20 protein-coding genes are annotated in these 23,040 nt (G+C 54.1%); 8 read left to right on the top strand and 12 right to left on the bottom strand.

Going from position 1 to position 23,040, the window contains the following annotated elements; genetic code table 11:
* Window positions 1-63 precede the first annotated feature (63 nt).
* Complete coding sequence (gene typA / locus PTW35_RS17025; RefSeq protein WP_281025938.1) at window positions 64-1,893, bottom strand: translational GTPase TypA; 1,830 nt, start codon at window positions 1,891-1,893, stop codon at window positions 64-66.
* Between the two features lie 484 nt (window positions 1,894-2,377).
* Here typA and glnA point away from each other — a divergent pair, with 484 nt between their 5' ends.
* From glnA to PTW35_RS17050, 5 genes are all read left to right on the top strand, one after another.
* Window positions 2,378-3,787: a glutamate--ammonia ligase gene (glnA, locus tag PTW35_RS17030; protein WP_281025939.1), complete on the top strand. Its 1,410-nt coding sequence runs from the start codon at window positions 2,378-2,380 to the stop codon at window positions 3,785-3,787.
* 123 nt (window positions 3,788-3,910) lie between these two features.
* A complete protein-coding gene (locus PTW35_RS17035; RefSeq protein ID WP_281025940.1) occupies window positions 3,911-4,474 on the top strand; it encodes a DUF4124 domain-containing protein in 564 nt (187 codons plus the stop codon).
* Window positions 4,475-4,594: 120 nt separating this feature from the next.
* Window positions 4,595-5,644, top strand: a complete 1,050-nt coding sequence (glnL, locus tag PTW35_RS17040; RefSeq protein WP_281025941.1) for a nitrogen regulation protein NR(II) — start codon at window positions 4,595-4,597, stop codon at window positions 5,642-5,644.
* Window positions 5,645-5,654: 10 nt separating this feature from the next.
* Window positions 5,655-7,070 (top strand): nitrogen regulation protein NR(I), encoded by a 1,416-nt coding sequence (gene glnG / locus PTW35_RS17045; RefSeq protein ID WP_281025942.1) that lies wholly within the window; start codon window positions 5,655-5,657, stop codon window positions 7,068-7,070.
* Between the two features lie 224 nt (window positions 7,071-7,294).
* Window positions 7,295-7,423, top strand: a complete 129-nt coding sequence (locus PTW35_RS17050) for a hypothetical protein (RefSeq protein ID WP_281025943.1) — start codon at window positions 7,295-7,297, stop codon at window positions 7,421-7,423.
* An 89-nt stretch (window positions 7,424-7,512) separates the two neighbouring features.
* Here the strand turns inward: PTW35_RS17050 and hemN are convergent, their stop codons facing one another.
* The 6 genes from hemN to PTW35_RS17080 form a co-directional block, all read right to left on the bottom strand.
* Window positions 7,513-8,886: an oxygen-independent coproporphyrinogen III oxidase gene (hemN, locus tag PTW35_RS17055; RefSeq protein WP_281025944.1), complete on the bottom strand. Its 1,374-nt coding sequence runs from the start codon at window positions 8,884-8,886 to the stop codon at window positions 7,513-7,515.
* 150 nt (window positions 8,887-9,036) lie between these two features.
* The gene (locus PTW35_RS17060; protein ID WP_281027549.1) at window positions 9,037-9,513 is read right to left on the bottom strand and encodes a DUF2489 domain-containing protein; all 477 of its coding nucleotides are present in this window, start codon (window positions 9,511-9,513) and stop codon (window positions 9,037-9,039) included.
* 12 nt (window positions 9,514-9,525) lie between these two features.
* The gene (gene yihI, locus PTW35_RS17065) at window positions 9,526-10,062 is read right to left on the bottom strand and encodes a Der GTPase-activating protein YihI (protein ID WP_281025945.1); all 537 of its coding nucleotides are present in this window, start codon (window positions 10,060-10,062) and stop codon (window positions 9,526-9,528) included.
* A complete protein-coding gene (locus PTW35_RS17070) occupies window positions 10,062-10,703 on the bottom strand; it encodes a class I SAM-dependent methyltransferase (RefSeq protein ID WP_281025946.1) in 642 nt (213 codons plus the stop codon). Before PTW35_RS17070 ends, yihI begins: the two co-directional genes overlap by 1 nt.
* A gap of 198 nt (window positions 10,704-10,901) precedes the next feature.
* Entirely contained in the window at window positions 10,902-11,084 is a 183-nt protein-coding gene (locus tag PTW35_RS17075) for a hypothetical protein (RefSeq protein ID WP_039466945.1), read from the bottom strand.
* A 490-nt stretch (window positions 11,085-11,574) separates the two neighbouring features.
* Window positions 11,575-12,192, bottom strand: a complete 618-nt coding sequence (locus PTW35_RS17080) for a c-type cytochrome (RefSeq protein ID WP_281025947.1) — start codon at window positions 12,190-12,192, stop codon at window positions 11,575-11,577.
* 158 nt (window positions 12,193-12,350) lie between these two features.
* Here PTW35_RS17080 and yihA point away from each other — a divergent pair, with 158 nt between their 5' ends.
* Window positions 12,351-13,007, top strand: a complete 657-nt coding sequence (gene yihA / locus PTW35_RS17085; protein ID WP_281025948.1) for a ribosome biogenesis GTP-binding protein YihA/YsxC — start codon at window positions 12,351-12,353, stop codon at window positions 13,005-13,007.
* Window positions 13,008-13,955: 948 nt separating this feature from the next.
* On the opposite strand, the gene polA is transcribed toward yihA, so the two are convergent.
* Window positions 13,956-16,727, bottom strand: coding sequence for a DNA polymerase I (gene polA, locus PTW35_RS17090; RefSeq protein WP_281025949.1), 2,772 nt, complete (start codon window positions 16,725-16,727; stop codon window positions 13,956-13,958).
* A 324-nt stretch (window positions 16,728-17,051) separates the two neighbouring features.
* Between polA and elbB the strand changes: the two genes are divergently transcribed.
* On the top strand, window positions 17,052-17,702 hold the full coding sequence (gene elbB, locus PTW35_RS17095) for an isoprenoid biosynthesis glyoxalase ElbB (RefSeq protein WP_281025950.1): 651 nt from the start codon (window positions 17,052-17,054) through the stop codon (window positions 17,700-17,702).
* Window positions 17,703-17,958: 256 nt separating this feature from the next.
* Here the strand turns inward: elbB and PTW35_RS17100 are convergent, their stop codons facing one another.
* The 4 genes from PTW35_RS17100 to recQ form a co-directional block, all read right to left on the bottom strand.
* Window positions 17,959-18,405, bottom strand: coding sequence for a GNAT family N-acetyltransferase (locus tag PTW35_RS17100; protein ID WP_044622141.1), 447 nt, complete (start codon window positions 18,403-18,405; stop codon window positions 17,959-17,961).
* 122 nt (window positions 18,406-18,527) lie between these two features.
* The gene (locus tag PTW35_RS17105; RefSeq protein ID WP_044622142.1) at window positions 18,528-19,223 is read right to left on the bottom strand and encodes a 7-cyano-7-deazaguanine/7-aminomethyl-7-deazaguanine transporter; all 696 of its coding nucleotides are present in this window, start codon (window positions 19,221-19,223) and stop codon (window positions 18,528-18,530) included.
* A gap of 149 nt (window positions 19,224-19,372) precedes the next feature.
* Window positions 19,373-19,678: a DUF3630 family protein gene (locus PTW35_RS17110; RefSeq protein WP_281025951.1), complete on the bottom strand. Its 306-nt coding sequence runs from the start codon at window positions 19,676-19,678 to the stop codon at window positions 19,373-19,375.
* 293 nt (window positions 19,679-19,971) lie between these two features.
* Entirely contained in the window at window positions 19,972-21,825 is a 1,854-nt protein-coding gene (gene recQ, locus PTW35_RS17115; protein ID WP_281025952.1) for an ATP-dependent DNA helicase RecQ, read from the bottom strand.
* Window positions 21,826-22,072: 247 nt separating this feature from the next.
* Between recQ and rarD the strand changes: the two genes are divergently transcribed.
* Window positions 22,073-22,984, top strand: coding sequence for an EamA family transporter RarD (rarD, locus tag PTW35_RS17120; protein WP_281025953.1), 912 nt, complete (start codon window positions 22,073-22,075; stop codon window positions 22,982-22,984).
* Window positions 22,985-23,040: the final 56 nt, after the last annotated feature.

The following is a 23,040-nucleotide window of genomic DNA, read 5'->3' on the forward strand; positions in this document are numbered from 1 at the left end:
GATACAACAATCCCCCCATGGTAGCACCGATGGGGGGATGGTTTAACGGCTAACAGCTAGCAATTATTTTGCTGAGCGGCTGGCACGCTTACGATCGGTTTCCGTAAGTAGTTTCTTACGAATACGGATGCTTTCAGGTGTTACTTCCACTAGCTCGTCATCATCGATGAACTCCAGTGCTTGCTCAAGCGTGTACTTGATCGGCGGAGTCAGCACCTGCGCGTCATCGGTACCAGATGCACGAACGTTAGTTAGCTGCTTACCTTTCAGGGCGTTAACCGTCAGGTCGTTGTCACGGCTGTGAATACCGATGATCATACCTTCGTACACTTCTACACCGTGACCGATGAACAGGCGACCACGCTCCTGCAGGTTAAACAGGGCGTTAGTCAGGGCTTTACCCGCTGCGTTAGCAATCAACACACCATTGTTACGCTGACCGATGGTACCGCCTTTGTGTGGGCCGTAGTGGTCAAACGTGTGGTACATCAGGCCAGAACCAGAAGTCAAGGTCATGAACTCAGTCTGGAAACCGATCAGGCCACGAGAAGGCATCATGAAGTCCATGCGCACACGGCCTTTGCCATCTGGAGACATGTCAGTCAGCTCACCCTTACGCAGGCCGATGTTCTCCATGATACCGCCCTGGTGCTCTTCCTGGACATCGATAGTCACGGTTTCGAACGGTTCCATCAGCTGATCATCTTCTTCTTTGATGATAACTTCAGGACGAGATACCGCTAGCTCGAAGCCTTCACGACGCATGTTTTCGATCAGGATAGACAGGTGAAGTTCACCACGGCCAGAGACGCGGAACTTGTCCGGGTCTTCAGTTTCTTCAACGCGCAGGGCAACGTTGTGTACCAATTCTTTCTGCAGGCGCTCAAGGATGTTACGTGAAGTGACGTACTTACCTTCTTTACCAGCGAACGGAGAAGTGTTTACCTGGAACGTCATGGTTACTGTTGGCTCGTCAACAGACAAAGCAGGTAGCGCTTCAACCGCGTTCACGTCACAGATAGTATCAGAGATCTTTAGCTCACCCAGACCGGTGATTGCGATGATGTCGCCGGCAGTCGCCTGCTCAACTTCGTGACGCTCAAGGCCAAGGTAGCCAAGGATCGTGCCAACTTTACCGTTGCGGGTTTTGCCGTCTGCACCGATAACAGTCACTTGCTGGTTCGGCTTCACGCTACCACGGGTAACACGGCCTACACCGATAACACCCACGTATGAGCTGTAGTCAAGCTGAGAAATCTGCATCTGCAGGGCACCGTCAACATCAACGTCAGGTGCAGCAACGTTGTCAACGATAGCCTGGAACAATGGTTCCATGTCATCGCCAGTCTCGCCTTCTTCCAGCGTTGCCCAGCCGTTAAGTGCTGATGCGTAAACAACCTGGAAGTCCAGCTGCTCGTCGGTCGCACCCAGGTTGTCGAACAGGTCGAAGACCTGATCCATCACCCAGTCAGGACGCGCGCCCGGACGGTCGATCTTGTTGATAACCACGATTGGCTTCAGGCCGTGGGCAAACGCCTTCTGGGTTACGAAGCGCGTCTGAGGCATTGGGCCGTCAACGGCATCAACGATCAGCAGTACAGAGTCAACCATCGACATGATACGCTCTACTTCACCACCGAAGTCGGCGTGTCCCGGGGTATCTACGATGTTGATGCGGTAATCATTCCAGTTAATCGCTGTGTTCTTGGCAAGAATGGTAATACCACGTTCTTTTTCGATGTCGTTGGAATCCATTACGCGTTCTTCAACTTCACCGCGAGACTCTAACGTGCCAGACTGCTGAAGCAGTTTGTCAACCAGGGTGGTTTTACCGTGGTCAACGTGCGCAATAATTGCGATATTTCTTAATTTATCGATCTGTGGATTAGACATGGATTCACATTCACTCAGAACATGCAGCGACCGGATGGCGCTACTTGGTTAAAAAAACGGCTCATAATCTAACAGATTTTACGCCAAAACCCACGTAATATGTGATTTATATCACCGCCTTTTTTATCTCCCCCGCTCTCACCGTGCGTTTTTCCGCATACCTAGCGAGTAAAGTACTAGCCCAACCGGCTTGCTGCCGTGCTTTTTCCCTCTCCGCCGATTGACAATATGCCGCGGTGGGCTAATGTAGATACGCGCACCAGAAAGGGGAATACGCCCCACCACGCACCATAATGGTGCAAGCATTCCCCAAAAAGGTGCAGTTGATGGATAAATTCAGCCCGGAATACCGACTAAGTGCGCTATTTTGGGGCTTTTAAAAGTTGGCACGGTTCTCGCAATGTACTTGGGCAATAGAGCAGAACACGCTCATTCCTAATTTGTTGCGGCTAGTTGCCCAACCTAACACCGGAGGTTACTCAAGATGTCAGTAGAAAACGTACTTGCGCTGATCCAGGAAAACGAAGTTAAGTTTGTTGACCTACGCTTTACCGATACCAAGGGTAAAGAGCAGCACATCTCTATCCCTGCCCACCAGATCGATGCTGACTTCTTCGAAGAAGGCAAGATGTTCGACGGCTCTTCTGTTGCTGGTTGGAAAGGTATCAACGAATCAGATATGGTGATGATGCCAGATGCAGCGAGCGCGGTACTAGACCCGTTCACCGAAGATGCAACCCTGAACATCCGCTGTGACATCCTAGAGCCTGCTACAATGCAAGGCTACGACCGTGACCCACGATCTATTGCCAAGCGTGCGGAAGATTTCATGCGCTCAACCGGCATTGCCGACACAGTACTAGTCGGCCCTGAGCCAGAGTTCTTCCTATTCGACGACGTGAAGTTCGCGACAGACATGTCAGGCTCTTTCTTCAAGATCGACGACGTAGAAGCAGCCTGGAACACAGGCTCTGACTTCGAAGGCGGTAACAAAGGCCACCGTCCAGGCGTTAAAGGCGGTTACTTCCCAGTCGCTCCGGTTGACTCATCACAGGACATCCGTTCTGCCATGTGTCTCATCATGGAAGAGATGGGCCTGGTCGTTGAAGCCCACCACCACGAAGTTGCGACGGCGGGCCAGAACGAAATCGCTACCCGCTTCAACACGCTAACAACCAAAGCCGACGAAATCCAAATCTACAAGTACGTGGTGCACAACGTCGCTCACGCATTTGGCAAAACAGCCACCTTCATGCCTAAGCCACTGGTTGGCGACAACGGCTCAGGTATGCACGTCCACCAGTCACTGGCGAAAGACGGTGTTAACCTGTTTGCAGGCGACAAGTACGGCGGCCTGTCTGAAACTGCGCTTTACTACATCGGCGGTATCATCAAGCACGCTCGCGCAATCAACGCATTTGCCAACCCAGCTACCAACTCATACAAGCGTCTGGTACCGGGCTTCGAAGCGCCGGTTATGCTAGCTTACTCTGCACGTAACCGCTCTGCTTCTATCCGTATCCCAGTGGTACCAAGCCCGAAAGCACGCCGTATCGAAGTTCGCTTCGGTGATCCAGCGGCAAACCCATACCTGGCTTTCGCAGCCATGCTAATGGCTGGCCTTGACGGTATCCAGAACAAGATCCACCCGGGCGAAGCCATGGACAAAGATCTGTACGACCTACCAGCAGAAGAAGCCGCTGAAATCCCAACAGTTGCTGAATCACTACAGGGCGCACTACAGGCACTAAGCGACGACCGTGAGTTCCTAACTGCCGGTGGCGTATTCTCTGACGATTTCATCGATTCTTACATCGCTCTGAAATCCCAGGATGTCGAGAAAGTGAACATGACGACTCACCCGCTTGAATTCGAACTGTACTACTCAGTTTAAGTAACTGATATATAAGTCGATACAATTGATTTAGGCCAGCTTCACAAGCTGGCCTTTTTGATCTTGCCCCCCTCCCGGAGGCTGCTAACAATAACCGCAACACCCACAACCCAATAGCACACCATGTACTGGATCCCGCATGTACTCGCGGCTTTTTTAGCGGCTTTGGCCACGCTCCCGCCCACCACGTCAGCCTCCCAGATCTATACCTGGCAAGATGAAGACGGCACCACCCACTTTTCCGATAAGCCTCACCCCGGAGCCTCGGCGCTCTACATCCAGCCACCGGAAGTCTCATCTCCTCCGCTGCCGAGCACAATCGATGCCGTGCCGAAAACCGCTCCCTCGCCCAGCGACGCAGCCCTACCGCTACCAAGCATCGCGCTCACCAGTCCGGCGGATCAGCAAACCCTGCGCGATAACCAGGGCCACATCATGGTAGCCGCGGTCGCTAACCGTAAACTCAACCAAGGCCATAGCGCCCAGTTGCGTCTTGATGGTGAACCATACGGCCGTCCGCAGACCCAACTGACCTGGCCCCTCACCAACATTGATCGCGGCAGCCATACCCTGCAGGTCGATTTGCTCAAACACGGCAAGGTTATTGCATCATCAGAAGAAATTACTGTCTTCTTGCACCGTGCCCGTATCAACCAACGCCCGGCACCGCACCCAGTGCCCAAATAACAGGCGTTCGCCATTTTTTCGTTCACGATACCAGACAGACAGGCTACACTTGATTGCACCAATATGGTGCATTTGCAGTTCAATGCACCATGATGAATTGCACCAACAAGGATGGTAATTGTGACGGCTGACTTTTCTTCCCTGATCCTGGACAACCAAGTCACGGCAATCGTGTTGCTCGATGAGTCGCTGACCATACGCTACGTCAACCCGGCCGCTGAGCAGCTGTTGTCGTTCAGCAAGCGCCGGCTCAACAACACCCGCTTCCCGGATCTGCTCCAGCATACCTCGCTGGATTTAACCCTGATCCCGGAAACGCTACAAAGTGGGCAAGGACTGGCCGACAGCGACGTGACATTTGTCATCGACGGCCGTCACCACACACTGGAGCTCAATGCCAGCCCGCTGTCGTGGCAGCGCGAGCTGTTGATTCTGCTAGAGCTCAAGCCGATTGACCAGCAGCGCCGGATCAGCCAGGAGCTCAGCCAGCACGCCCAGCAGCAAGCCGCCAGGGAGTTGGTCCGCGGGCTGGCCCATGAAATCAAGAACCCACTTGGCGGCCTGCGCGGCGCCGCCCAGCTGCTGGAGAAAACCCTGCCCGACCCCAGCTATACCGAATACACCCAGATGATCATCGAGCAGGCCGATCGGCTGCGCAACCTGGTCGACCGCCTGCTCGGGCCGCAGCGTCCCGGCAGCCGCCAGAAAGACAACATCCATGTGGTCCTGGAGAAAGTCCGCCAGTTGATCAGTATCGACTGCGGCGAGAATATCCAGCTGCACCGCGACTACGATCCCAGCCTGCCCGACTTCACCATGGATGCCGAGCAGCTGGAGCAGGCCATCCTCAATATTGTCAGCAATGCCTCACTGGCCCTCAAGCAACACGGCGGCGGCAATATCACCCTCAAGACCCGCACCGCCCACCAGGCGCTGATCCACGGCAAACGCTATCGGGTGGCCGCCAAGATCGACATTATCGACGATGGCCCCGGGATCCCGAGTGACATTCAGGACACCTTGTTCTACCCCATGGTCACCGGGCGCGAGGGCGGCACTGGGCTAGGGTTGTCCATTGCACAGAACCTGGTCGACCAGCACCAAGGCAAGATAGAAGTCGTGAGCTGGCCGGGCCATACCAAATTCACCTTGTATTTACCGATTATGTAGAGGATTCACCATGAGCAAAGGACTAATTTGGGTCGTTGATGACGACAGCTCAATCCGCTGGGTACTGGAGCGGACCCTCAATGCAGCCGGACTGAAATGTGAAACCTTCGCCAATGCCGACAGCGTGGTCGAAGCCCTGGAGCGCAGCGTACCCGACGTACTGGTCTCCGATATCCGCATGCCGGGGATGGATGGTTTTTCGTTGCTCAAGGTGCTACAGACCGATTACCCCACCCTGCCGGTCATCATCATGACCGCCCATTCCGATCTCGATGCCGCGGTGAACGCCTACCAGGAAGGGGCCTTCGAATACCTACCCAAGCCATTCGATATCGATGAGGCCGTAAGCCTGGTCGAGCGTGCCGTCACCCACAGCCAGGAGCAGAAGCGCCAGCAGCAGCCGGAGACGATAGAAAAGAATGCGCCGGAGATCATCGGCGAGGCACCCGCAATGCAGGAGGTGTTCCGAGCCATCGGCCGTCTGTCCCGCTCTTCGATATCGGTACTGATCAACGGTGAGTCCGGTACCGGTAAAGAACTGGTTGCCCATGCGCTGCACCGTCACAGCCCACGCAGCCACAAGGAGTTCATTGCCCTCAATATGGCGGCAATTCCCAAAGACCTGATCGAATCGGAGCTGTTTGGCCACGAAAAAGGCGCCTTTACCGGTGCCAACAATGTCCGCCAGGGCCGTTTCGAACAGGCCAACGGCGGTACCCTGTTCCTTGATGAAATCGGTGATATGCCGCTGGATATCCAGACCCGCTTGCTGAGGGTACTGGCCGACGGCCAGTTCTACCGCGTCGGCGGCCACTCGCCGGTCAATGTCGATGTCCGGATCATTGCCGCCACCCACCAGAACCTCGAGCGGTTGGTCGCCGACGGGGATTTCCGCGAAGATCTGTTCCACCGCCTCAACGTGATCCGGGTCCACCTGCCTGCGCTCAAAGACCGCCGCCAGGACATTCCGCAACTGACCCGCCACTTTCTCAAGCGCGCTTCCGATGAGCTGGGGGTCGAGGTCAAAACCCTCCACCCGGATACCGAGGAGGCCCTGACGACGCTGGACTGGCCGGGCAATGTCCGCCAGCTGGAAAACACTTGTCGTTGGCTCACCGTCATGGCCAGCGGCAAGGAAATCCTGCCGGCCGACTTGCCGCCGGAGCTGATTGCCCCGAGCCAGCCGGAAGCCGGCGAGGGTGGCCACCAGCATTGGCACCATGCATTGGAAAAATGGGCCTTCGACAACTTGCGCCAGGGCCATCAGAACCTGCTTGGCGAAGCATTACCGGAGTTTGAGAAAATTCTGCTGGAAGCGGCGCTAGAGCACACCCACGGCCATAAACAGGAAGCGGCCCGTCTGCTGGGCTGGGGACGCAACACCCTGACCCGCAAGCTCAAAGAGCTCAACGTCGTGACAGATTAACGCTTGCCTTTATGGAGCGGTAAGGAAACGCCCCCGCAGGCAGCAGCAGGGGGACTTTCCACATCGACAAGCGCAAAGCAAATTAATCGCTATCACTGGCCATTTTTTGACCTACCCCCATTCCATCTTCGCTCGTTTTGCGTACAATACCCCCCGGCTGCAGCCTCCCCTGAAGCCGACCACACAACGCAACATAACACCAAGAACACAGTGGGAACCCCACCATGCTGGAAAGTATCGTTTCATTCAGCGTGGCAATGCCTGCCGTCAGCGAAATCGCAGCCAATGGCCCAGGCCATTTCGCTGCCGGGATCCTGGCACTGATTGCCGCGGTGAACATGTTTAACGGCTGATCCCTCAGCTCAGCCGATACCAAAAAGCCCCCGAACCATTGCGGCTCGAGGGCTTTTTGTTTATCTGCGCGATACAACCATCGGAGGGGTTAAATCACCCGAGAGAACTGCTGCTGACGGGCGCGGTGGCGCAGGTACTTATCAAAGCTCATACAGATATTGCGGATCAGCAAGCGGCCCTTCGGCACGACATCAATCGCGGTATCGCTCACCTCAACCAGCCCGTCGTTAATGAAGGTCTGCAGCAACTCGATATCTTCGGCAAAATAGCTATCGAACTCGATACCAAACTGCTGCTCAATCGCGGTTTTATCCAAATGGAAGTTACAGATCAAAGACTTGATCACCTCGCGGCGCAGCAGGTCATCGCCGTCCAGCGAAACCCCTTTCCACAGCGCTTCGCGCTTTTCGCCGACGCTGGCGTAGTATTGCTTCAGCTCTTTCTGGTTCTGGGCATAGCAATCACCAATCATCGAAATCGCCGATACCCCCAGCCCCAGCAGATCACAGTCCCCCTGGGTGGTATAGCCCTGGAAGTTGCGGTGCAAGATCCCTTCGCGCTGGGCAACAGCCAGTTCATCTTCCGGCAAGGCAAAATGATCCATTCCAATAAACTGGTAGCCGGCGCCGGTCAGAGTGGCGATGGTCTGCTGCAAAATGGTCAGCTTCTCATTGGCCTGCGGTAGATCCGCCTCCTTGATCTTGCGCTGGGCAGCAAACAGCTTCGGCATATGGGCATAGTTGAAAATAGACAGGCGACCCGGGCGCATGGTCAGCACCTGCTCCAGCGTCTGGGCAAACAATTCAGGGGTCTGCTTTGGCAGCCCGTAGATCAAATCCAGGTTGGTCGAACGGAAACCCAGCTCGCGGGCGCGTTCAGCCATGGCGAAAATAAAGGCTTCGTCCTGCTCTCGGTTAACCAACTTCTGAACTTCTTTGTTGAAGTCCTGTACCCCGATACTCAGGCGGTTGAACCCCTCGCTCCGCAGGTGGTCAAGCATATCTAACTCAATTTCGCGCGGATCAACCTCGATACTGATCTCGGCATCGGGCGCAAAGGTAAACTGCTCGCGCAGCAATCCCATCAGGCGGCTCACCTGCGGCTTGGTCAGGAACGTCGGCGTACCACCACCCCAGTGCAGCTGGCTGACAGTTCGCTCGCCCAGCAGCGCCGCACGCTGGCGGATCTCCTGCTCCAGCGCATCAAGGTACTGATCGGCCTTGTGCTGGTGGCGGGTGATAATTTTGTTACAGCCACAGTAGTAGCACAGCTTGTGGCAGAACGGGATATGAACATACAAAGACAGGTTGCGCTCAGGATACTGGGCACACGCCATGTCAAATTCCGCGGGCGTGAACGCTTCGTGAAACTCCAACGCCGTCGGGTAAGAGGTATAGCGCGGCCCCGAATAGTTATATTTTTCGATTAGGGCCTGATCCCAAATAATCTGCTCATTTGACATGACTTACTTCCACTAAATTAGAGGGGAGAAAATATTGGCCGTCCAGTGTGACACAACTTGGTTAAGATGTAGATAGGAGTTAACTAAACTGCCAAGCCGATCAATTTTCCCCTGCCTCTGAGTATAGACAGGGGAAAACAGCAACCGGTATCAAGCGGCTGGCTTGGCCGCCAAGATCAAGTCCAACTCAGACTTGATGGTGTCCAGCAGGCGGGCTTCGGCCTTCATCCTGACCAAATCCAGCTGCATCCGCTCTTTTTTGGCCAGGGTCTTGCGCTGCTCACCGCGAGGCATGTCCTTCACCACCTGATATAGCTCGTGCATCGCCGGGTACTGGCTGGCAAAGTCAACCTGATGATCGCCCTGCAGGACCTCCATCAGTTTGTACAGGCGGATGGCAATTTCTGACATATCGCACTCATCCTGCTTGCCAGCTTCGGCGATGATCAAGACGCTTTCCATGATGTTGGCATTGCGCTGCTTGATCCCTTCTTCCTGCTGGCGCTGGGCGCGGGCAAGAAACGCCTTGTGGCGCTGGGTCTGCTGGTAAAGTTTATACAACAAATAGCCGGCATAGCTTGCCAGTACCGCAACAATCAGGCCGGCCAGTCCTAGCCACAATGTCATATCCTGCAAGGCTTACTCCTTGTCGAAATCGTCGTAGTCCATGTTTTCGAACTGATCGAGCAAATCGTCATCGGAACGAGGACCGCGAGTCGCTACCTCTTCCATCTCCGGCTCGTCTTCGTCCAGCAAACCTAGCTGGTTCATCAGCTGCTCGATACGGTCCAGCTTCTGGTCAACTTGCTTCTGCAGGCCTGCGCCCAGTTTCTCACCGGCCTCAAGGCGATCAAGCAGTATCATTAGCTGGGCATCATTTTCCAGCATCTGCAGCTCCTGCTCGGCGCTCATGCGACGCTGCTGCTTGGTCATCGGCTTCTTCGGCTCGACAATCAATGGGATCGCTTTCTTGCTGCCATGGCGTGGATCTTTACGCTGGGCGGCTTTGCGGGCATCTTCTGGCGTTACCACTGAGTGGCGGCTACCAGATTTCAGGCCTTTGCGCTTACGATCTTTCTTACGCTGCAGACCATCAAGGTCGTGCTGGGTGCGGGTCTTTACGGTGACTACCTGATCGGACATCCCGGTAGTACGGCTTCTTTTCTTACGGGTCATTACTGGGTTTTCCTCAGCAAAATTACATCATTCCCGACAAATTCCACCGCCAGGCCATCTCGTTGGGCCAGATAGTGGAATGTTTCGCGGCTAAAAAAGCTCACGTGGGTCGGATCGTTCTTGTAATGCCATTGCGCAAAGGCATCTGCATCTCGTGCCAGTTTGGTCATCAGGCCCAGCCAACCACCGGGCTTTACCATACCAACCAGCTGCCCCCACTCCTTCGCAGGCGTATAAAAGTGTTCGATTGCTTCCGTACAGGTCACAAAGTCATATTGCGTCTCCAACACGGCAGGCTCATCGGCAAAATACGGATCATAGACCGCCATCTTGTGACCGGCTTCCGCCAGCATCAGCGACAGGGTCGGGCCGGGGCCGCAACCAAAATCCAAACCGCAGAGCGGCGCACTGCCGAGACGTTCCATCAGCGGCTCAGCCAACCGGGCGAGAAAACGCCGGTAGCCCAAGTCTTCCGGGTTATTCTCATGCAAATCATAGTGTGCTTTCTCTTCTTGCGGCGACAATCTCGACTCGGGATCAGCAAAAATCAATGCACACTCCCCACAGCGGATGTAGTGTCGGCGCCGATCTTCAAAAAACGGCGCAGTGCTTCGGCTCTGGCACAACGGACATGGGGCCATCTTTGCTCTCCTGTTAACTTTACCGCACAGGGCATTGCCGCGGCGCTCAATGAAGCCGGGTATCATAGCAGATCTGATGGAGAAATGTGCACTACTAAGGTTGGCGAGGCAAGTGGCGGAAAAGAAAAAAGCGACAGGTCGGGTAACCTGTCGCTCTGTGGGGTCGCCATTGCTGGCTATATCCTGTCTAGTCTGTCCTTAACCAGTTAGTAACATCCCGGTCTGACAATATCCTTTTGTTATTATTGCTTCCGTGCCAACTTGTTGTTCTTCATCATCCTGATGTGTTTTTTCCGTCCTTGAACGGTGATCCCTGTCTGTACGGCTATCCTTAACCGGCTTTTCCATTAGCATGTTGCCATCTGGCAACCAGTTCACCATCCGTGTGTGCACCCCGTCCCTAGAATGCTGATTCCTATGTTGTGTTTTCTTTTCCGTAAGCGTCTTTCCTGACCGTCCTTACCACGTCTTGCGGTCTACCCGGCTCCTTGCCGGACATCCTGTATTCCTTCGGGCACCTTGCCCATGCCATCAGTGGCGCTTTCCTTCCTGTGCCCACTCCTGTCGACACCGCATACTTTACGCCAATCAGCATGTGAAACAATGTATCCCGAGCCGACGCATCACCTGTAACTTAATTTCAATCAGACCAAGACACTGTTTTTTAAGGCTTTAACAGCAATAACTATTGATAGCTTCATCAACATCGACCGGTACGAATGGCTGATCTCTCACAAGAGAGCAAGCATTTTGCGTGTTTTGGCCAAAAACTGTCATTTTCTTGCAACGGTTTCTCGTTTATGCGCAATAAAAAAGGCAGCCGAAGCTGCCCCTTTCTCACCACCGACTGGAAGCCAGGCTGAAGGAAAATTTAGTGCAAGCCGCCAACGTACTGTGACAAGGCGGTAATTTCGTCGTCGGTAAGCTTGGCTGCCACCGCACGCATCATGGCGCTCATATCATTGCCACGCTGGCCATCACGGAATTTCTCCAGCTGCAGCTTGACGTATTCGGCATTCTGGCCAGAGATTTTAGGGAAACCGGACAGGCTGGTGCCGTTGCCCCGCGGACCGTGACATGCCGTGCACGCCGTTACGCCGCGCTCGGCATCACCGAAACGGTATAGGGTTTGGCCGATTTCAATCGATGCCTCGGGCGTGGTGCTATCGGAGATCGGTAGTGAAGCGTAGTAAGCGGCCAGATCGGCCATGTCCTGCTCGGTCAGCGGCATCGCCATCCCGCCCATCACAGGGTCGTTACGCCCCTGTGCGCCACCAGTACTCATCGCAAGTTTGAAATCCTTGAGCTGTTTTTCAAGATAGCCTGCATGCTGACCGGCAATCTTCGGGTATTGCGCCATTATACTATTGCCATCTGCACCATGGCAGGCGGCACATGTCGCGGCTTTCGCCTTTCCGGCTTCTGCGTCTCCCTGGGCCAAGGCTGAGCAACTGGCCAGCAGAGTCAATATCAGTGCTAATTTCTTCATGACATTCCGTTTATAATTATAGAGCTTCCAGTACCACAAGTAATGCTCAGTAACATGGTATACAATGCGACCACTAACCGAGCTCGGTTTTCGTACATTTTACACAATTTCACATAAAAGTAATCAGTCGACTACATCAAGACTTGACGGAGTTAACAGTGAATCAACCTCTCAACTATAGAAACACAGGATTTATCACAAGTGCACCGACAATCCGACACTTGCCAAACGACACAGGCGTTGAGATCGCATTTGCTGGCCGCTCCAATGCAGGTAAGTCGAGTGCCCTAAACCGCATCACCGACCAAAAGAGCCTGGCCCGAACATCAAAAACGCCGGGGCGCACCCAGCTGATCAATATGTTCGAGGTGGTACCTGGCTGTAATTTGATTGACCTTCCGGGCTACGGCTATGCCCAGGTGCCGCTAGAAATGAAGCTGAAGTGGCAGGAGTCTTTGGGCGAGTACCTGCAAAAGCGTGAATGCCTGCAGGGACTGGTTGTACTGATGGATATCCGCCACCCGCTCAAAGATCTGGATCAGCAGATGATCATGTGGGCGATCGAGAGCCGCCTGCCGGTACTGGTTCTGCTGACCAAGGCCGACAAGCTCAAGAGCGGTGCCCGCAAGCAGCAGCTAATGAAAGTACGCGACAGCGTCAAGGCATTCGGGGGCGACGTGCAAGTTGAGGCCTTCTCGTCACTTAAAGGGATCGGGGTAGATCAAGTCCGCCGCAAACTGGATGACTGGTTTGCCCCCGAGCTCGAACGCCAACTGGCGATGCTCGAGGAAAACGAAGCGCAAGACGACGAATAAGCGCTCCCGCACCAAAGCTCCCGCACCGGGGGCTTTTTTTTGCCCCGCCACCAGCAAGCTTCACTGACCACAAATATAAAAATACCCCACCAGCAAGGCGGGGCAATGGGAGAGAAATAGGAGGTTTTTATATTTGTCCCAAAAGCATCAGTGATTTCCCCTACCAACGCAAGTTTTTTCTCCCGTAATTGTGCCTACCGCAACACCTAATCACAGGTTATGTCTTGGTTTCCTGTTGCTAACATCTCATTTTAAGCGCTTGGGGAAGATTTGCGGGAAAGGTTGTTTTTTATCAAAAATAAAGACATCTTAGGCTCAGCCTAAACATCCTAAAATGGAATAAAATTACAGTTTGATGACAGGGCGGGTAAAAAAAAGCCACCCCAAATCCAGGATGGCGATTTCATGTATTTGTTGGCTAGCCGGTTTCGCACCCACTACCGAAAACAAATATGAACAAGAAGCAAACAAGAGTATAGCGAGACGAATAAGAAAATTAAAGTAATTACTCTAAAATTTTCGTGCAGAAAAATTCAGCAAACAGATCAAACCCTGGCAACAAAACCTTCCAGTACAAACATTCGGTATATAAATAGATGAGTTGACAGGCAATCAACGCCAATATGATCAAAATATGAACGGGGATATTCGGAAGAATGGATTTTCGGCACCACAATAAAAAACGCCCTGGTCAAATGACCAGGGCGGCTGAATCAGCCAAATCCAATAACGTGAAACAAAAGGTCTGAAAGATAGAACATCTTACCTCTGTACCCTACGCCTCTAACTGTATATCAATTGCTCAGCATTGAAAAGTCTTTTTGTAGTTTTTTTTCAGAAGCTCGTAAGTAATTTCTAAATTCCGTAAGTGGCTGAGCGGATAATTTCAGCAAAAAAATAGCCAGCATTGCTGGCTATTTTTTGCTGTTTAACGATTCACGGGCTGAATTAGTGCGCCTGATCCCAGTTATCCCCGATCCCGGCATCCGCAATCAGCGGAACAGCCAATTCGGCAGCAGATTCCATCAAGCGGCGGACTTCGGCAGAAACGTTGTCAACCTCCGACTCCTGTACCTCAAATACAAGTTCGTCATGAACTTGCATCAGCAGACGGACCCGACCTTCCGGCTGCTGGCCAACCCACTCATCGACCATCACCATCGCACGCTTGATAATATCGGCAGCGGTCCCCTGCATCGGGGCATTAATCGCTGCACGCTCTGCCGCTTTGCGGCGCATACCGTTTCGCGACTTGATATCAGGCAGGTGCAGGCGACGGCCGAACAAGGTCTCGACATAGCCCTGCTCGCTGGCCTGGTTGCGGGTGCTTTCCATGTATTCCAGCACCCCCGGGTAACGCTCGAAGTACACATTCATGTAATCCTGCGCTTCGTTACGCCCCATGTCCAGCTGCTTGGCCAGACCAAAGGCACTCATGCCGTAGATCAGACCGAAGTTGATCGCCTTGGCACGGCGGCGCTGCTCGCTGGATACCGATTCCAGCGGGATCCCCAGGATTTCAGCGGCGGTTGCGGCGTGGATATCCTTACCATGGCGGAAGGCGTCCAGCAGAGCCTGATCACCCGACAGGTGCGCCATAATACGCAGTTCGATCTGCGAGTAATCGACCGCCAGTACCTTGTAGCCGGTCGGCGCAATGAACGCCTGACGAATACGACGTCCCTCTTCGTTCCGAACCGGGATGTTCTGCAGGTTAGGATCGCTTGACGACAAACGGCCGGTTGCTGTCACGGCCTGGTGGTAAGAGGTATGGACGCGACCGGTTGCCGGATTCACCATTTTAGGCAGCTTGTCAGTATAGGTCGACTTCAGTTTCGCCAGACTACGGTATTCCAAAATCAGCTTCGGCAGCGGGTAATCCAACGCCAGCTCCTGCAGGACTTCTTCATTAGTCGACGGGGTACCCGACGGGGTCTTCTTCAGAACCGGCAGGCCCATTTTCTCAAACAATATAGCCTGAAGCTGCTTCGGCGAGCTCAAGTTGAACTCCTCGCCTGCAACTTCAAAAGCTTGCTTTTCGAGTTCATCAAGGCGCGCGGCAATCTCGGTCGACTGCGCACCAAGCAGCATGCTGTCAATCAGCACCCCGGTACGTTCCATGCGCGACAAGACCGGCACCAGCGGCATTTCAATATCTTCGAATACCGACTTCAGCTTCTCATCAGCATTTACTTTTTCAACCAGTACGTTATGCAGGCGCAGGGTAATGTCGGCATCCTCTGCCGCATAAGGGCCAGCCTGCTCCAGATCAATCTGGTTAAAGGTCAGCTGTTTCTTGCCCTTACCAGCAATATCTTCGAAGCTGATGGTTTTGTGTTCGAGGTAACGCAGCGACAGGCTATCCATGTCATGGCGCCCCACCACACTGTTGAACACGTAAGACTCTAGCATGGTATCAAAACGGATCCCCTGCATCTCAATACCGTAGCGGGCAAGAATGCTGGCATCGAACTTGAGGTTCTGGCCAACCTTGGCACGCTCAGGATCTTCCAGCAATGGCTTGAGCTGGGCCAGTACCCAATCACGGTCAAGCTGGGCTGGGGCATCCAAGTAATCATGGGCGACCGGCACATAGGCCGCTTTACCCTCTTCCACAGCAAACGACACGCCGACCAGGTTGGCAGTCATATAATCCAAACCGTCGGTCTCGGTATCGAACGCCACCACATCTGCTGTACTCAGCTGTTCCAGCCACTGGTTGAATGCCGCTTCATCCAGCACAGTTTCATAGCCACTGCGGTCAATCACAGGAGCAACCGGTTTGGCTGCCGCCGCCGGCACGGCAGATTTTTCATCGGCTACAATACGGCCGTCACTGCCATCGAGCATTTCCGCCAGCCAGCGACGGAACTGCAACTGGCCAAACAGCTTGGTCAGCTCGTCGGTGTCAGGGATGGTCTTCACCAGCTGATCCGGGGTCACATCGAGCTCGACATCGAGTTTGATGGTGGCCAGCTCGTAAGACAGGTACGCCGCGTCTTTATGCTCAAGCAGCTTTTTCGGCATGGTTTTCGAGCCACGGAAACCCAGCGCCGGAATATCGTCAAGATTGGCATACAGGGCATCCAGGCCGCCGATCCCGGTCAGCAGGGCCTTGGCCGTCTTCTCGCCGACACCCGGCACGCCCGGGATGTTATCCACCTTATCCCCCATCAGGGCAAGGTAGTCGATGATCAGCTCAGGGCCGATACCAAACTTATCAACCACCCCAGCCGGATCCATCACCACGTCGGTCATGGTGTTGATCAAGGTAATGTTCTGATCAACCAGCTGGGCCATATCTTTATCACCGGTACTGATCAACACCGGCATGCCGGCTTTTGAAGCCTGGCAGGCCAAGGTACCAATCACGTCATCAGCTTCAACCCCGGAAATCGAAATCAGCGGCAGGCCCATGGCCTTGATAACGGCATGAAGCGGCTCGATCTGCGAGCGAAGATCATCCGGCATCGGCGGACGGTTAGCCTTATATTCCGGATACATCTCATCTCGGAATGTTTTTCCTTTCGCATCAAAGATGACGGCAATGTGCTCGGTGGAAAACTGACGCAACATACTGCGCAGCATGTTCACCACACCATAAACCGCACCGGTAGGCTCACCGTCTGAATTAGTGAAGTTAGGCGCAGCATGGTAGGCACGATAAAGATAAGATGATCCATCAATCAGAATAAGTGGATTTTCTGGGATAGTTGCCATAAAGATATTCTTATATCCGGGGGATGAAAGAGTTAGGTCACTAGGATGCCATGACTACCATCAACTGTTAACTGCTGTTTTCCATTTCGCGCCCCAAATCTGTGGATAAGTTTGTTGGTAGTTCATTTTAAAGCTTTAATCAATGTTTAAAACAGCAAAAAACACAGCAAAAAACACCATACATAACAAAGACTTAATTTAATATTGCTCAATTGATCCACGATCCTACAATGATCATTAATTGTGGAAAAAGTTAACAGCTCGTACTGAAATAAGATGAACTGAGAGTAAAAGTAGACAAATCTGATGATAAAGGGAGCCATTATGAAGAAAATCGCGGTTATTTTGAGCGGGTCGGGAGTGTTTGACGGTACAGAAATCCACGAAGCCGTCCTTTCCCTGCTGGCGATTGAGCAGGAAGGAGCCAGCTGGCATTGCTTTGCTCCGAATATGGATCAGCACCATGTGATTAACCACCTAACCGGCGAAGAAATGGCAGAGTCACGGAATGTTTTGATCGAAGCTGCCCGGATCGCCCGCGGCCAAGTTGCCGATCTGGCGACTCTGGATCCGAGCCACTATGATGCCCTGCTGATCCCCGGCGGCTTCGGGGCGGCCAAAAACCTGTCGACCTTTGCCTTCAAGGGGCCCGAATGTGCCGTCCACCCCGAAGTCAAACGGGTATGCCAGCAGTTTGCCGAAGAAGAAAAGCCCGCCGGTTACCTGTGCATCGCCCCAGCCATGATCCCGCTGATCTATGGCCCTGGAGCCAAAGGGACGATTGGGACCGATCCGGATACCGCCAAGGCCTTCAACCAAATGGGCGGTGAACACATCAAGTGCCCGGTCAGCGACTACGTACTGGATCAAAAACGCCGCTTGCTGACAACCCCTGCCTATATGCTGGCCGGCAGTATTTCCGAAGCCGCTGAGGGGATCAACAAACTGGTCAAAGAGTTAGTCAAGATTGCCTGAGCCGGTTTACCACCGCCACCAAGCCATAGGCAAAGAAAAAGCGGCACTACTTTCCGTAATCAATACCCGGAAGTAGTTGCCGCTCAGCACAAGGGGGAAAAGGATTCTAGCCCTACACTAAAAACCCACCCTAGCTAAAGTACACTGGAAGCAATGTGAGCAATGTCGTGCCTTCAGGCAAGAACCGTCGCCGTTCTGGGCTGTTCTTGCTGAGTGCAGGTTAATAATAACCATTCTCATTTGAGATGCAAGCATTTTATTGAGAGTTATTGTCATTTAGTTGTTTGACGAAATGCAGACGATAATCTTCTATTCCCTCTTTCTTCTCCAGATGCTCAACCTGGTAGCCATTTCTCAATAGCAAACGCAGCATGGCGGGGAAACGGTTACGGGATTTCACCCTCAGCTGCTGGTAGCCTTGTGCTACCACCCACTCTTCCTGCGCTTCGAGCAGGGCCTGAGCCACCCCACCACGGCGGCCTGCCGGCGCCACACCGCCCAGCCAGCTGTAAAAGCAGTCTTCCGACAGCTGATAGCCGATTTTTACCCCGACCATTTCGTCATTAATCTCGGCCACCAAAATCAGGACTCGGTGGCCACGGAGTCTTTCCTTGATGTCTTCCTCTGATGCAGGGCGGGCAAACTCAGTAATGGCGGCCAACACTGTGGCCGCTTCTTCAATACTGGCCTCACGGATATGCATACTTCCTCCTGTATACCAAGCTGGATAGCGGTCTGGCATATCAATTAGCTTGAAATTAATAAGGCCAGCAATGCTGGCCTTAGACTGAGCTTATTATGGTGCGAAACCCGATGAAGGGAAAGCTAGGCCCTCTGAGTATTGGGCGCTTGGCGTTCACTGTCCGGCTGCACGGCTGGCAGGGTCGTCAGTTTACGGATCAGGTAGTTGAGCAGCACACCATACATCGGGACAAACAGGCCAAGGCTGATCAGCAGTTTAAAGCCGTAGTCCACCAGCGCGATCTCAACCCAGTTCGCCGCCATAAACGGATCCGGGCTGTTGTAGAACGCAATCGAGAAGAAGGCCAGGGTATCGAGGGCATTCCCAAACAAGGTCGAGCAGCTCGGGGCCACCCACCACTGCTTGGTCTGGCGCAAGCGGTTAAACACCGACACATCCATGATCTGGCCCAGCAAGTAAGCCATGAAGCTGGCAATCGCGATCCGCGCGACGAACAGGTTGAACTCACCGAGGTGGCCGATCCCCTGATACTCGCCCTGATAGAAGAGCACCGACAGGACATAGGAAATCAGCAGCGCCGGCAACATGACCCGCAAGATGATCTGCCTAGCCATGGCCGCCCCGAAGATGCGCACCGTCAAGTCAGTCGCCAAAAAGATAAACGGGAAGGTAAAGGCGCCCCATGTCGTATGGAAACCCATCACGGTAAAAGGAAGCTGAACCAGGTAGTTGCTCGATGCGATGATCAGCAGGTGGAAAACCACCAAGAAAGAAAGGGCCTTACGCTGCTGCGCAGGCGAAAATTGAGAAGTCGTCATTGTCAGACCTTTTTGTCATTGGGGGAGAGGGAACCCAAAACACCACCGCCAGCTCTCACACTGCCGGTAGCAACCGAAGCCGGCGATTATATACCCAAGCCATATATTGTGGCTAGGAAATACAGCGCGCCAACGCTTTGCCTGGCGCCTCAGCCTTTTCCGAGTAGCCCGGCGAGAAAACGCATTGTTTCTTCCGCTTCACTGTCGAGCCCTTCCAGCCACATCTGGCCACTGTAGTGCTCGCCCTTTAGCAACATCCGGCAGCCTTCAAAATCCACCAGCCATACATGCAAGTCGGCGTTGGCCTCCTTTTCCACCACCGTCATTCCAAGCTGCTGCAACAACGTCTCAGCAACGATTGCGAAATTATCATAGTCGAAATCGGGCCCGTCGATCTCAAGCAGCCTAGCGGCATGATCCATATGGCGGCACCCATAGAGCGGGATTCCTGTCATGGCACTGTATTCCTTTCAGTAATGGGAGGCTGCAGAAATTTTCCTGTAACCAATTGTTTCTGTGAGTATCAACCAATAACCAGCCTCTAGCCAAGGGGCGAGGTTCGTGGTTTTATGAAGTGGTTGCCGGCGGGGGAGACCCTATCGGCAACCGGTGAATTTAACATTCTCACCAAATACGCAAGCTGTTTTGTAGCGAACAGTGCATGCCGGGGCCAAGCCCCTGTCTGTATCTAAAACGCATTTTGTACCGGACGCGGATTGTCCGGTATTTTTTTATCTCGCCGATTTGCCTACCCGATCCCAAATCCGACGTCTTCTCCCGCCGTCAGGTGATCTTCGATCAACCCCAGGAAAGCATTGCCGTATTTCTCCAGCTTACGATGCCCCACCCCGTTGACCGCCAGCAGTTCGCCCGCTGAGGTCGGCAGGCGCTCAGCCATCTCCATCAGACTGGCATCATTGAAGACCACATAAGGTGGTAAATCCTCTTCGTCAGCAATGGCCTTGCGCAGTTTGCGCAGCTTGGCAAACAGCTTCTTGTCGTACTGACGATTGGCCAGCTTATCGCTCTTGGCACTGCGGGCCGCAATATCCAGCCTTGGAACCGCCAGCTCGAGTGGCACCTCGCCACGCAGGACATCCCGCGCCTTGGCGGTCAGCTGCAGTATCGAGCTGCGGACGATATTCTGGGTCAAGAAGCCGCGGTGGATAAGCTGGCGCAAGATGCTGACCCAAAACTCGTGGCTGTGTTCGCGGCCGATCCCATAGGTGCTCAGCTTATCGTGGCCATGCTCGCGGATACGCTGGTTCTGCATACCGCGCAGCACTTCCACCACATGGGTAATACCAAAGCTCTGGTTGACCCGGTACACGCAGGACAGCGCCTTCTGCGCCACCTCAAGGGCATCGAAGTGCTTGGGTGGGTCGAGGCAGACATCGCAGTTGCCGCAGGGCTCTTCCCGCGCTTCACCAAAATAGTTGAGCAGTACCTGGCGGCGGCAGGTCTGAGCCTCGGCAAATGCCCCCATGGCATTGAGCTTGTGGCTCTCCACCAGCTTCTGCGGACCCTCTTCCTTTTCATCCAGGCAGCGGCGCAACCAGGCCAAATCGGATGGGTCGTAGAACAGGATGGCCTCGGCGGGCAGACCGTCCCGTCCAGCCCGCCCGGTTTCCTGATAGTAGGACTCGATATTGCGCGGAATATCATAATGGACCACAAAGCGCACGTTGGGCTTGTTGATCCCCATACCAAAGGCCACGGTCGCCACCACGATCTGCACATCATCACGCTGGAACGCTTCCTGTACCCATGCCCGCTCGTCATGCTCCAGCCCGGCGTGGTAGGCCGCCGCACGGATCCCGCTCTCGTTGAGCTTTTCGCTGATTTGCTCCACCCGCTTGCGGCTGTTGCAGTAGACAATCCCACACTGGCCGCGCATCCCGGACAGGTAGCGAGTCAGCTGGGCCATCGGCTTGTATTTTTCCTGCAGGGTGTAGCGGATATTCGGCCGGTCGAAGCTGCCGAGATAGGTATGCTGCTCCTGAAGTGCCAAACGGGCAACGATATCCTGGCGCGTGGTGTCATCCGCGGTCGCTGTCAGGGCAATCACCGGGACATCAGGGAAGGCCTGGCGCAAACTGCCGATGGCCGCATATTCCGGCCTGAAGTCATGGCCCCACTGCGAAATGCAGTGCGCTTCATCCACCGCAATCATGCTGAGCGGCAAACAAGCCAGACGTTCGGAAAAGTCGCGGCTGAGCAAACGCTCAGGAGAAACATAGACCAGCTTCAACTGATCTTGAGCCATCGCCTGAAAAGTCTCCTGCATCGCTTCCCACGACATGGTGGAGTTAATACAGGCCGCGGCCACCCCGTTGGCCTTAAGCTGGTCAACTTGATCTTTCATCAAGGAAATCAATGGGGACACCACTAAGCTCAGGCCGTCTCGCAGCAAAGCCGGGATCTGGTAGCACAGCGACTTACCGCCGCCGGTCGGCATGATCACCAGACAATCCTGGCCGGATACCGCCGCCTCGATAACAGGCTGCTGGCCCTCCCGGAATTCCTGATAGCCAAAGACCTCCTGCAGTACCTGGTCACAGGTCATTGGGCTATCGGTCTGGCTCGGCTGGCTTGCTGGCATAACGTTCTCATTGGCACTGGTGGCCCAAAGCGGGGCACCTGAATATGGACAAGGCTGGCTATTCTATACCATTCAAATCGCCGATGGGAGTCACTCCCCAGCCCGATACATTAGCCCGCCTTCGCACCATGGCTGTAGAGGAAAAAGGCAATAGTATTGAGATCGATCACGATTTATACTGCCCTTGCATAGACAACTGAATATTTATTTCTCCCCAGCCTGCTCGGCACCAACTTTTCAGGTAACCATGGAAGCGCAAAATACCCAGACCCAGCGTGGCGTCATACTCGCCCTATCGGCCTACACCATGTGGGGGATCGCCCCTATCTATTTCAAATCCCTCCAGCATGTCGGTGCGATGGAAATTCTCAGCCACCGGGTGATCTGGTCGTTTGGCTTTCTTGCCTTGTTGCTGATACTCAGCAAGGGCTGGGGGCAAGTCCGTGCCGTATTGGGTCGGCCGAAAGTCTTGATACTACTGCTGGCGACCTCGCTGCTGGTCGGAGGCAACTGGCTGATTTTCATCTGGGCGGTCAACAACAACTACATGCTGGATGCTAGCCTGGGCTATTACATCAACCCACTGCTCAATGTCCTGCTCGGAATGATGTTTCTCGGGGAGCGCCTGCGCCCGCTGCAATGGGTTGCGGTGGCACTGGCAGCCACCGGTGTTGCGGTCCAGCTGATCCAGTTCGGCTCATTGCCATGGATTGCCCTCGCGCTGGCCGCCAGCTTCGGCCTCTACGGCCTGCTGCGCAAGAAGGTCAACCTCGATGCCGCGACCGGACTGTTCATGGAAACCAGCCTGTTGCTACCTCTGGCGCTCGGTTATGTCTTTTTGTTTGCCAACAGCCCGACCTCGGACTGGTCAGCCAACCCGATGAATACCAACTTGCTGCTGATGGCAGCAGGCATTGTCACCACCCTGCCACTGCTGTGTTTTACCGGTGCCGCGACCAAACTCAAGCTCTCAACCCTGGGCTTTTTCCAGTACATCGGCCCGAGCCTGATGTTCCTGTTGGCGATCACTATTTACGGCGAAAGCTTTACGGCCGACAAGGGCTATACCTTTGCCTTTATCTGGGCGGCACTGATCATTTTCAGCTTCGAAGGCCTGCGCAACCACCGCAGCAATAAAAGGCAAGCCGCCGTCAGCTAGGTTGGCAGCGAAAAAAGTGGGGCTGCGGGTTGATGACCAACAGCCCCGTTGATTTT

The sequence above is a fragment of the Photobacterium sp. DA100 genome (genome assembly GCF_029223585.1).
Lineage (GTDB): Bacteria > Pseudomonadota > Gammaproteobacteria > Enterobacterales > Vibrionaceae > Photobacterium.

What these genes read in the sequence shown, in the direction of transcription:
- PTW35_RS17035 (WP_281025940.1), top strand. Translation starts at nt 3,911, where the DNA reads ATGTACTGGATCCCGCATGTACTCGCGGCTTTTTTAGCGGCTTTGGCC.
- PTW35_RS17100 (WP_044622141.1), bottom strand. Translation starts at nt 18,405, where the DNA reads ATGCATATCCGTGAGGCCAGTATTGAAGAAGCGGCCACAGTGTTGGCC.
- rarD (WP_281025953.1), top strand. Translation starts at nt 22,073, where the DNA reads ATGGAAGCGCAAAATACCCAGACCCAGCGTGGCGTCATACTCGCCCTA.
- PTW35_RS17075 (WP_039466945.1), bottom strand. Translation starts at nt 11,084, where the DNA reads ATGGTGAACTGGTTGCCAGATGGCAACATGCTAATGGAAAAGCCGGTT.
- PTW35_RS17105 (WP_044622142.1), bottom strand. Translation starts at nt 19,223, where the DNA reads ATGACGACTTCTCAATTTTCGCCTGCGCAGCAGCGTAAGGCCCTTTCT.
- glnA (WP_281025939.1), top strand. Translation starts at nt 2,378, where the DNA reads ATGTCAGTAGAAAACGTACTTGCGCTGATCCAGGAAAACGAAGTTAAG.
- PTW35_RS17050 (WP_281025943.1), top strand. Translation starts at nt 7,295, where the DNA reads ATGCTGGAAAGTATCGTTTCATTCAGCGTGGCAATGCCTGCCGTCAGC.
- typA (WP_281025938.1), bottom strand. Translation starts at nt 1,893, where the DNA reads ATGTCTAATCCACAGATCGATAAATTAAGAAATATCGCAATTATTGCG.
- PTW35_RS17060 (WP_281027549.1), bottom strand. Translation starts at nt 9,513, where the DNA reads ATGACATTGTGGCTAGGACTGGCCGGCCTGATTGTTGCGGTACTGGCA.
- hemN (WP_281025944.1), bottom strand. Translation starts at nt 8,886, where the DNA reads ATGTCAAATGAGCAGATTATTTGGGATCAGGCCCTAATCGAAAAATAT.
- elbB (WP_281025950.1), top strand. Translation starts at nt 17,052, where the DNA reads ATGAAGAAAATCGCGGTTATTTTGAGCGGGTCGGGAGTGTTTGACGGT.
- polA (WP_281025949.1), bottom strand. Translation starts at nt 16,727, where the DNA reads ATGGCAACTATCCCAGAAAATCCACTTATTCTGATTGATGGATCATCT.
- PTW35_RS17110 (WP_281025951.1), bottom strand. Translation starts at nt 19,678, where the DNA reads ATGACAGGAATCCCGCTCTATGGGTGCCGCCATATGGATCATGCCGCT.
- recQ (WP_281025952.1), bottom strand. Translation starts at nt 21,825, where the DNA reads ATGCCAGCAAGCCAGCCGAGCCAGACCGATAGCCCAATGACCTGTGAC.
- yihI (WP_281025945.1), bottom strand. Translation starts at nt 10,062, where the DNA reads ATGACCCGTAAGAAAAGAAGCCGTACTACCGGGATGTCCGATCAGGTA.
- PTW35_RS17080 (WP_281025947.1), bottom strand. Translation starts at nt 12,192, where the DNA reads ATGAAGAAATTAGCACTGATATTGACTCTGCTGGCCAGTTGCTCAGCC.
- PTW35_RS17070 (WP_281025946.1), bottom strand. Translation starts at nt 10,703, where the DNA reads ATGGCCCCATGTCCGTTGTGCCAGAGCCGAAGCACTGCGCCGTTTTTT.
- glnG (WP_281025942.1), top strand. Translation starts at nt 5,655, where the DNA reads ATGAGCAAAGGACTAATTTGGGTCGTTGATGACGACAGCTCAATCCGC.